Source organism: Paenibacillus sp. AR247 (assembly GCF_002968895.1).
GTDB lineage: Bacteria > Bacillota > Bacilli > Paenibacillales > Paenibacillaceae > Paenibacillus_AQ > Paenibacillus_AQ favisporus.
Genome location: NZ_PCZT01000009.1, coordinates 1,201,318 through 1,210,839, shown reverse-complemented (window position 1 = coordinate 1,210,839; position 9,522 = coordinate 1,201,318). Strand labels below are relative to the sequence as shown.

8 protein-coding genes are annotated in these 9,522 nt (G+C 53.4%); 5 read left to right on the top strand and 3 right to left on the bottom strand.

Features of this window, described 5'->3' with window-relative positions:
• From CPT76_RS13710 to CPT76_RS13690, 5 genes are all read left to right on the top strand, one after another.
• The coding region (locus tag CPT76_RS13710; RefSeq protein WP_105443309.1) for an oxidoreductase at positions 1 to 875 on the top strand (875 nt) is incomplete at its 5' end.
• Between the two features lie 60 nt (positions 876 to 935).
• Positions 936 to 1,907: an AraC family transcriptional regulator gene (locus CPT76_RS13705; protein ID WP_258168402.1), complete on the top strand. Its 972-nt coding sequence runs from the start codon at positions 936 to 938 to the stop codon at positions 1,905 to 1,907.
• A 206-nt stretch (positions 1,908 to 2,113) separates the two neighbouring features.
• Positions 2,114 to 2,917, top strand: a complete 804-nt coding sequence (locus tag CPT76_RS13700) for an SDR family oxidoreductase (protein ID WP_105443307.1) — start codon at positions 2,114 to 2,116, stop codon at positions 2,915 to 2,917.
• Positions 2,886 to 3,902, top strand: coding sequence for an aldo/keto reductase (locus CPT76_RS13695; protein ID WP_105443306.1), 1,017 nt, complete (start codon positions 2,886 to 2,888; stop codon positions 3,900 to 3,902). The genes CPT76_RS13700 and CPT76_RS13695 overlap by 32 nt, the downstream gene beginning before the upstream one ends.
• Positions 3,903 to 4,080: 178 nt before the next feature.
• Complete coding sequence (locus CPT76_RS13690; protein WP_146116241.1) at positions 4,081 to 5,889, top strand: LTA synthase family protein; 1,809 nt, start codon at positions 4,081 to 4,083, stop codon at positions 5,887 to 5,889.
• 77 nt (positions 5,890 to 5,966) lie between these two features.
• Here the strand turns inward: CPT76_RS13690 and CPT76_RS13685 are convergent, their stop codons facing one another.
• The 3 genes from CPT76_RS13685 to CPT76_RS13675 are packed head-to-tail and all read right to left on the bottom strand — an operon-like array spanning position 5,967 to position 9,438.
• On the bottom strand, positions 5,967 to 7,898 hold the full coding sequence (locus CPT76_RS13685) for an ABC transporter permease (protein ID WP_181152835.1): 1,932 nt from the start codon (positions 7,896 to 7,898) through the stop codon (positions 5,967 to 5,969).
• The gene (locus tag CPT76_RS13680; RefSeq protein WP_105443303.1) at positions 7,885 to 8,652 is read right to left on the bottom strand and encodes an ABC transporter ATP-binding protein; all 768 of its coding nucleotides are present in this window, start codon (positions 8,650 to 8,652) and stop codon (positions 7,885 to 7,887) included. Before CPT76_RS13680 ends, CPT76_RS13685 begins: the two co-directional genes overlap by 14 nt.
• A 42-nt stretch (positions 8,653 to 8,694) precedes the next feature.
• Positions 8,695 to 9,438 (bottom strand): hypothetical protein, encoded by a 744-nt coding sequence (locus CPT76_RS13675; protein ID WP_105443302.1) that lies wholly within the window; start codon positions 9,436 to 9,438, stop codon positions 8,695 to 8,697.
• Positions 9,439 to 9,522 lie beyond the last annotated feature (84 nt).

Below are 9,522 nucleotides of genomic sequence, written 5' to 3'. Positions count from 1 at the left end.
GGCTTGCCGGCGGAGCCGCGATGGTGATGCTGGAATCGACCGGGGTATCGCCGAACGGCAGGCTGTTCAGCAACGACATCGGCATTTTTACGGATGAGCATGTAGCCCCCTTGAAAAAAGTGGTCGAAGCTGTTCACGCCAAAAACACGCCGGTTTTCATTCAGCTTACGCATGGCGGCAGAAAGTCGTGGAGAAACGGGGGGGCTCGTCTGCTAGCACCGAGTCCGATTGCCTACGACGACGAATACGGGATTCCGGAAGAAATGAGTTTGTCGGAGATCCGGAGCGAGATCGATAATTTCCGGCTAGCTGCCAGAAGAAGCCTGGAAGCCGGCTTTGACGGCATCGAAGTGCACGCGGCACACGGTCATTTGGTGCATCAGTTCCTCTCCCCGCTGTCCAACCACCGGACAGATGAATATGGCGGCTCGCCGGAAAAACGAACCCGGTTTCTGCGTGACATTTTGGAAGCCGTCCGTTCGGAGGTGGGACGCGACTATCCGGTACTGATCCGCGTATCCGCGTCCGATTTTACCGAAGGGGGCCTTACGCCCGTAGATGTGGCGAAAATTTCCGCTTCCCTGGAGCCACTGATCGATGCCGTTGACGTGTCTTCCGGCGGCCTGCTCCCGGTCAATCCCGCCGCGACGCCCGAAGGGTATCAGGTACCCTATGCCTCCATTATAAAGCAATACGTGAGTATTCCCATCATTGCCGTGGGTAAAATTTACACCAAAGAACTTGCCGAGTTTATCCTAACGGATCGACTGGCGGACTTTATCGCCATCGGACGGCCGCTGCTGGGAGATCCGGAGTATATTCGCAGCACTTTTTTTACTTCTGAAGTGGAAGCCGTCGGTGTTAATTCTAATTGAGCCTTGAGATGAAAGAGTATCGAAGCTATCGTTAAGGGAGGAAGTAAATGATACGAGGAGTTGTTAAAAACGGTGCAGCTAATAAATGAACATGCGGTTCCATCGGCGTATCCTGACGCCGGGGGGACGCTTGAAGCCGAAACAGCCCGGCTGATACAGCTGATCTACCTGTATGCTCCGCATGACGGTGCCTTTGATCAGCGCATCCCTGGTTTGTTCATCGGCCGCTATTCACGAGTAGATATGGACAACGTTAAAACCTTTTACTCGCCTTCTTTGGGAATCGTTGTGCAAGGAGCCAAGGACATCACGGTCGGGAAGGAGGTTCATCGAATCGGCCAATCGGATATGTTTGTGACACCCGCGGCTCTGCCGGTTGCTGTTCAGACCACACAAGCCAGCCATTCCGAACCGCTGCTCGGTGTCAGATTGGATCTGGATCCGCAAAGAATCGCCGAGTTGGTCCTGAAAGTGTATCCCCAGGGACTGCCTCCAATTCATGAACGGAGTGCATGCTACGTCACTCACGCAGACTTAGGCATTGTAAGGACGATGTCGAGACTGATAGAGTATCTATTTCACCCCGGCGATGCCGAATTGCTGGCTCCACTCGCAGTGGATGAGATTTTAATACGGCTTCTGCGCAGCCCCGTCGGCGTTCATGTTGCCGAAATGGGTTTTGCTGACTCGGAAATGCAGCCTGTGGTGAAGGCCATTGCTTGGCTCCGTGACAACTTTTCTCAGCAAATAAAGGTTGAAAACTTAGCGGAATTGGAGCATATGAGTGTGTCTACTTTTTATAAGCATTTTAAGTCAGTCACGTCGATGAGCCCGCTGCAATACCAAAAAGCGCTGCGCCTTCAAGAAGCCCGGCATCTGATGTTATCTCGCCAAATGGACGCGACCACTGCATGCCGGCTTGTAGGGTATGTAAGCGACTCCCAGTTCAGCCGGGATTACAGCGCTTATTTTGGACGCCCTCCAAGAAGGGACGTTTCCAGATTGCTTCAAAGAGAACTAATCATGGACTGACCGAATGGTGTGGGTGAGCGGGGGTTTGATCAGATTCGGGAAGCATACCAGAATATCAGGCAAAGAGTGGCGAAGATCAGGCAAAGATCTGGGTGAGCTGTGGAGTATGCTAAGTTTAGCGTTGAATCAGCGGCAAGGGGATAAGAGATCTCCGCCGCAAGGGATGCAGCAGCTAAACTACTCTATAGCTTTAGGAGGACTTTACTATGCGTGTTTTTGTTACAGGAGCAACAGGCTTTATCGGTTCCGCTGTCGTCCGCGAACTCTTGGGTGCCGGACATCATGTGGTGGGGCTTGCCCGCTCAGACAAATCGGCTGAAGCTTTAACTGCCGCCGGGGTTGAGGTGCATCGCGGCAACCTCCACGATCTCGACAGCCTTAAAGCTGGCGCCGAGGCATCGGAAGGTGTCATACACACCGCATTTAACACGGATTTTAACAACTTTGACGAAACCACGAACTTTGTAGACACCGCCGAAGCGGACCGGCGAGCGATCGAGACGTTGGGCGAAGCGCTCGCGGGAACGAATCGGCCCCTCGTTGTCACATCCGGTACCGCCCTTCTTAGACCGGGCCGTCTCGCAATGGAAGAGGACCCAACGGATTCACAGTCGTTCGCAGCGCTTCGGATCCCATCCGAAGAGACGGCACTGTCATTCGCCCAACGAGGTGTGCGTGTATCGGTGGTGCGGCCCCCGTTGTCCGTACACGGCAAAGGGGATCATGGCTTCATCCCGGCCCTCATCAACCTAGCTCAGACCAGAGGTTACTCGGCATACTTAGGCAAAGGGTCTAATCGCTGGTCCGCTGTGCACCTTCTCGATCTCGCGCACCTGTTCCGGTTGGCCTTGGAAAAGGCTCCTGCCGGCGCACGGCTGCACGGTGTCGGCGAAGAAGCGATCCCGTTTAAAGATATCGCTAATGTTATTAGCCAACGCCTTGAAGTGCCGGTAAAAACCATTTCCCCCGAGGAGGTTGATGAACATTTCGGTTTCTTGCGGCCATGGTAAAGATGGACAACCCGTCCTCAAGCACCTGGACCCAAGAGTAAGTCCGCTTGGGCTCGGGTGCTGGGCGATTGGCGGAAACTTTACGCTCGGCGGCCTGCCTGACGGATGGGGCGAAGTGGACGATACGGAATCGGAGGCGGCCATTCATACGGCGCTGGACATGGGAGTGACCTTCTTTGATACGGCCGACGCTTATGGAACCGGACATAGTGAAGAAGTGCTGGGCCGCGCGGTTAGGGGACGCCGGCAACAAGTGGTGATCGCCACCAAATTCGGATTTTTGCAGGACGCCGCGAACAGGGAAGTACATTTGCGTTACGACGTCTCGCCCACCTATGTCCGCTTTGCCTGCGAGCGTTCGCTCCGGCGGCTGGGGACCGATTACATCGATTTGCTGCAAATTCATCCGGGTTCATTGACCCGCGAAGAGATGGAGTCCGTGATCGATCCGCTGGAACGTCTGTGCGGGGAAGGGCTTATCCGGGCATACGGGTGGAGCACGGGCGATGCTGGGAACGCCGAGTTTTTCGCCAGCAGGTCGCATGCAGCCGCCATTCAGCATGAGCAAAATGTTTTTCATGACAATCGTGACGTAGTGGCCGTTTGCGAGCGGTTGGGTCTTGCAAGCATTAACAACACGCCGCTGGCGATGGGGCTTTTGAGCGGCAAATTCCGGCCGGAGACAAGCCTGCCGAATACGGATGTCAGAGGCAGCGGGCATGACTGGGTGAGGTACTTTAAAGACGGCAGCCCCCTTCCCGAGTTCATTGAGAAGCTTGACGCCATCAAAGAAATTTTGACGAGCGGCGAGCGGACGCTGGTGCAGGGAGCCCTTGCCTGGTTGTGGGCGAGAAGCGATGCCGCGATCCCGATTCCGGGCTTTAAAACGAGACGGCAGGTGGAGGAACTGGCAGGAGCTGTATCCCTTGGCCCATTATCGGCTAAACAAATGCAAGAAATCGATGCGATTGTGAACAGCTTCTAGCAAAGTTCGCAAATCGATATAGGTATGATCCGACCCTCACGGTAATTCCGTGGGGGTTTGTCAATTCACAAAATTGTAATGCCAATATAAAGAGAATGTTAAATTTTCGTATGATTTTAATGTTTTTTTAAGATAATTGGCGTATACTGATCGCTTGAGAACAGATGGGAGTGATACCGTGCGCCAATTATTTGTGCCGTCCAGGCGGGTGGGGGCAACCCTTTTCTCCTTGCTGCTCGGCGGTTTTATTTTGAACTTCTTCATGCAGGCGGCTTCGCTCGGAATGAATATCGGAAGCGTGCTGAACTGGATTTCCCAATATTACTGGCTGTATTTGTCCGGCAGTTTGTTTTTCTTTTTCGTGCTGCTGGTCTGTGCCATGATCATTCCGAATGTCTATACGGGGGCATTGATCGCTTTTCTCGTATGCGTGGTCCTCGGGATCGCCAATTATGAGAAGCTGTCCACAACGGGCGAGCCTCTATTCCCATGGGATTTGATGCAGATCAAGAACGCCCAGGAAATGACGAAAATTACGAAGGGCATGATTTCGCCGACAGCAGTCATCGTATCGGTACTGCTCGTTGCGGCATTGATCTATCTGATGCTGAAGCTGCCAAAGGTCAAGGTCCGTCTTCCGCTGCGGATTACGCTCGGCATTATCTCGTTGGTGGCAGTCGGCGGATTTATACAAATGGTCGGAGGCCAGCATGCGCTGGCCACATCGCTGAAGTATCAGAACATTCCGTGGAACCAGAAGGTCAACTACGCCCAGAACGGGTTCGTGTACGCCTTCGCCGGCAACCTGATGCAGAACCTGATCGAGAAGCCGGAGGGTTACAGCAAAGAAGCGATCGAAGTCATCGCGCAAAAATACGGAACATCTACCGGTACGCCGCCAACCAAAGCGGTAGAGCAGCCGAATATTATGTATATGATGGACGAGGCTTTTTTTGATCCGACCCGGATGCCGTCCTATACGTTCAGCGAGGATCCGCTGAAGTTTATTCACCAGAATGCCCAATCGACGCCGGATGGTTTTCTGCTGTCCCCCGAGTTTGGAGGCAACACGGCCAACGTGGAATTCGAGGCGCTGACCGGCCTGTCGATGTATTTTTTGAAGGACGGGTCGATTCCGTACCAGCAGCGAATTGTCAAAATGTCCTCACTGCCTTCCATCGTCAGCATTCTGAAGGACCGGGGATACGAGGCGCTTGCGCTGCATCCCTTCGATGACACGTTCTACAACCGCAATCGGGTGTATCCGATTCTCGGCTTCGACCAATTCACGAGTGAGAAGGACCTGCCGAACGCCAAGCGGTATACGCCGAATGGCTACATTTCCGACATGGCCGCCGTGCAGGAAGCCGTCCGTGAGCTGAAGTCGGCGAGCAAGCCGACGTTCCTGCACCTGGTGACGATGCAGAACCATTTTCCGTTTACCAAGGGGCTGAACGGTTCGAACACGATTACGGTTTCCGGCGTCAAACCGGAATATAAAGACGAGCTGGAAACATACACACATGATACTAAGCTGACGGATGAGGCAGTGGCTTACTTGAGCCAACAGCTGAAGACGATTCAGCGGCCGACGATCGTCGCGTTCTGGGGCGATCACCTGCCGGCATTGTCCTCCGGGGTGTATGCCCAGGCCGGATTTAACGACAACCCGCGCCTGAAGCATGAGACGAAGCTGATCTACTTGGCCAACTTTGATATCGGCAGCAAGTCTCCGGGCACGATGAGTCCCGCTTTTATCGGACCGACCGTGTTCGAGCTGTCCGGCCAGAGTATGCCGGCGTATTACAAGCTGCTGGAGAAAGTGAAGTCCGAAATTCCCGGCTTGAACAAAAGCGTGTTAATCGGCAAGGATAACGCCGTGATCTCTGCCTTGACGCCGGAGCAGCAGAAGCTTCTGAACGATTACAAGCTTGTGGTTTACGATATGCTGGAGGGAGAGCAGTACGGCAAGGATTTGCTGTACTAGGGATTGCGTGCTGTCCTCACCGATTGAAGAAGGGGATGTCCCGTGGTTATACACCACGGGCATCCCCTTTGCTATATTTATAGCTGTGCCGATACGGTCCGATAATAGGTTTTGACCGTAAACGCATAATAGGCGAGATAGATCAGAAGATAAGCCCCGCCGGAGAGTAGGATCGGAACGGCGAACAGGCCGCTGATCAGGTTAATGCCGGCAAGTGCCTTTAGCATCATGATGCTGTGGACCAGTCCGACAATCAGCGGGAGTCCAAACACGAACAGCACCTGCTTGGCGACAGACCGGCGGATAGCTTTACGGCTTACGCCGATTTTTCGTAAAATGCCATAGCTTCCTTTGCTGGCTTCCGCTTCGGTCAACTGATTAAAGTAGATGATGCTCCCGGTGGCTGCCAGAAAGACCAGCCCGAGAAATCCGAGCGTAAAGACGTTGATGCCGGCGTTCTCCACATTCTGGCGATACTGCTGATAGAATGTGGCCATTCCGCTTCCGTCTCCAGAAAGCTTGATGAGCGCCGTTGCAGTTTCCTTCGTCGTTTCCTGGCCCCTGACTTTAAAGGCCTTATAGGTGCTGGCTTCGAGGCTCTTTCTCAATTGGCTGAACAGGCTGTCGCTCATGACGATGCACAGATCCGGATAGCCCCAAGGAAGGATGCGTCCTTCAGCAACCCCAGTCACCTCTAAGCTCACCTGTTCATTCCCTGTGGTGACGGATATTCGATTTCCTTGTACCTCATCAGCCGATAGGTTCGTGTACAATGGGCGAACGAGGACAACATCCCGACCTGAGGGCTGAAGGCGTTCTTTATAGCTCAGTGTCGAAGCGGCCTGATTATACGTTGATGCAGATATCAGCTTTACAGGAACCTTATTTGGCTCGTAATTTCCCGGATGATAGGCAAACCGGGTCAGATCGGCCTCGGTCGCAATCACAGGAAGGTCGATTTCAGCGATAACCGGATGCTTGGCGTCCGAGAGAATGAGTTGTCTGGCCACGGCATCAAGCCCATTTTCCGAAGCGGCGTAGGTGTAGCTGAACGGCATCTCCTGTTCGGCGCTCTGTTTCTGTGTATAAAAAAAGCTGTAGCCGACGCTTACCGCGCACAAGGTCAGGGAACTGAGCAGCGCGATCGTTGTCAGCATGACCGTATTGCTGCGGATGCGGTAGAGCAGCTGGGAAGTGCCGATCATGTTGATGCCGCGGTAATACCTTTTTTTATGATGTGATGACAGCTGTAAGAGCGCAATGACAAGGGAGCGGAACAACAGATAGGTGCCTGCGCCTAGTCCTATAAAAATGATGGAGAAGTTGACAAGGATACCTTGGGTCGTACTTATAGGTTTAAAGGCAGTCCAGTAACCCAGAGCAATGAGGATGACGGACAGCCCTGCAGCGAGCCGAGAAATTCGGGGGGCATGCTCGCCTTTTCGCTCAGCTTGGAAGAGCTCCACAAGCTTGAACTTATAGATCAGCCGGTAGCCCTGCATGGAAGTGATCAAGATCAGGACCGCAAATACCAATGTAACTTGACCAATGGCCTCAATGTGAATTTCAAACCCGGCTCGGACCGGGTTATCCAGCAGCTTCAGCAAAATCATAGTGAACAGCTTCGATAAAAGGGTGCCGAGAAAGACGCCCAAGATCAAGGCAACCAGACTCATGATCAGGTTTTCATAGAATAGCATCCGGGCGATCGTTTGTCTTCGCATACCGAGCAGAGCATATAAACCAACCTCCTTCTTTCTTTTTCGGGTAAAGAAGGCATTCGAGCCCCATACGAATATGGCTGTGAATAAGATCAGGATGACGGATGCCTGGGACAGAACGGCTCGGAGGCTTTCGGAGGACTGAAGTCCTTCAGCAATTGCCTGGCTATATTGAAGCGACACGAAAATATAGTAAATCATGACACTGAAAATCATGGACAGCAGGTAGATTAAATAGTTTTTGACGTTCCCCTGAATATTTTTCTTCGCTACGTCAAACAGCGTCAATGGCTCCGCCTCCCAGTACGGCCAGTACATCCAGCACTTTTTTGAACATTTCCCTTCGCGACTGGCTTCCCTTGACCAATTCGGTGAACAGGCTTCCATCCTTGATGAAAATCACCCGATTGCAGTAGCTGGCGGCATAGGCGTCATGCGTAACCATCAGAACTGTAGTTCCTTCCTGTTCGTTCAGTTCCTTCAGGCTCTCCAGAAAGTCGGTCGCCGATTTGGAATCGAGCGCCCCGGTAGGCTCGTCGGCTAGCAGCAGCGCGGGTTTCGTCACGATCGCCCGGGAAGCGGCCGTGCGCTGCTTCTGCCCGCCCGATATCTGGTACGGATACTTGTCCAGAATCGACTGGATCCCGAACCGGACCGCAACCTCGCTTGCCCGCTGCTCCAGCTGCCCGACATTCATTTTGGCAATGGCCAGCGGAAGCACGATATTTTCCTTAACTGTCAGCGTGTCGAGCAGGTTGTAATCCTGGAAAACGAAGCCAAGCCGGTCTCGGCGAAACGAAGACAACTGCTCTTCGTTCATGTTCAGGATGTTGTGTCCGTCGATCACCACCTCGCCCGAGGTCGGGGAATCGATAGTGGCCAAAATATTAAGCAGCGTCGTCTTTCCTGAGCCTGACGGTCCCATAACAGCCACGCTTTCGCCTTCCATGACGGTTAGGTCAATGTGTTGCAGGGCGGGTATGACGCTGTATCCCGAGCCGTATACTTTGGAGATTTGTTTGCCTTCGATGACGACATTCATTGATTGTGTCTCCTCCTTAATGGGGGTCTGTATTAGACTTCATTAACCCATGCGGCCAAACAAAGTGAACAGGGAAATCCCGACGCAAACGATTAGCGTCCAAGTTCCTATTTTCAACCATCCGGGAAAAGGGGTGCTGCGCAGTATGGTCCACCCGAATGGAATAAAAGCGACGGCAAGCCCTCCGGCTGCCGCGATGGACCATGGCGTCGTTCCTTTCAATACGCCGAGCGGGAGTGCGCTGGCCAGTGCCAGTGCTGCGGATTGGACCAAGCCGAGTGTTCCGGAACGGTAAGAGCCGATGGCCAGCACGACCCATCCTAAGATGATAGCAAGATTAAAAGTGCTGTAGATGTGGAAGGCACCGTACGCAGCTCCGACCATGTTCACCGCCTGACCAACGCCGCCCGTTTTCACCAGCTGAAAAGCCAGATGGTCGACACCTGCATGGAAGGTGCGGGCAAACAGGCCTGAAATGACGAATAATCCGCCCCAAAGCGCGAAGCGCGGTTTCGAAACGCCGATCGACTGGACCAGCAGCAGGACGGCCGGCCAGAGCATGATAATCCCGGCCTCGAACAGGCTGTACGAAGCCGTCATCTGCAGCGGATGCTCGTCATAAGCGGCCAACTGGTCGGGAAAGAAAAAGTGATACGGTGAGCGGAGCAGGATGCCCGCCAGAAGCAGTATAGGCGAAACGATCAAGGCGATTCCTCCGGCCCACGGTCCGGGAAATCTCTGCTTCGCCACTGCTGAGGTCAGCGCTATTTTACCATGTCCTTGCATAAAATCTCTCCTTGTTCTTTGCTGTTACCAAGCCCGGTAGTGTTCATTATAGAGGAGTCAAAATGCATCAAAGCTTACGGTATT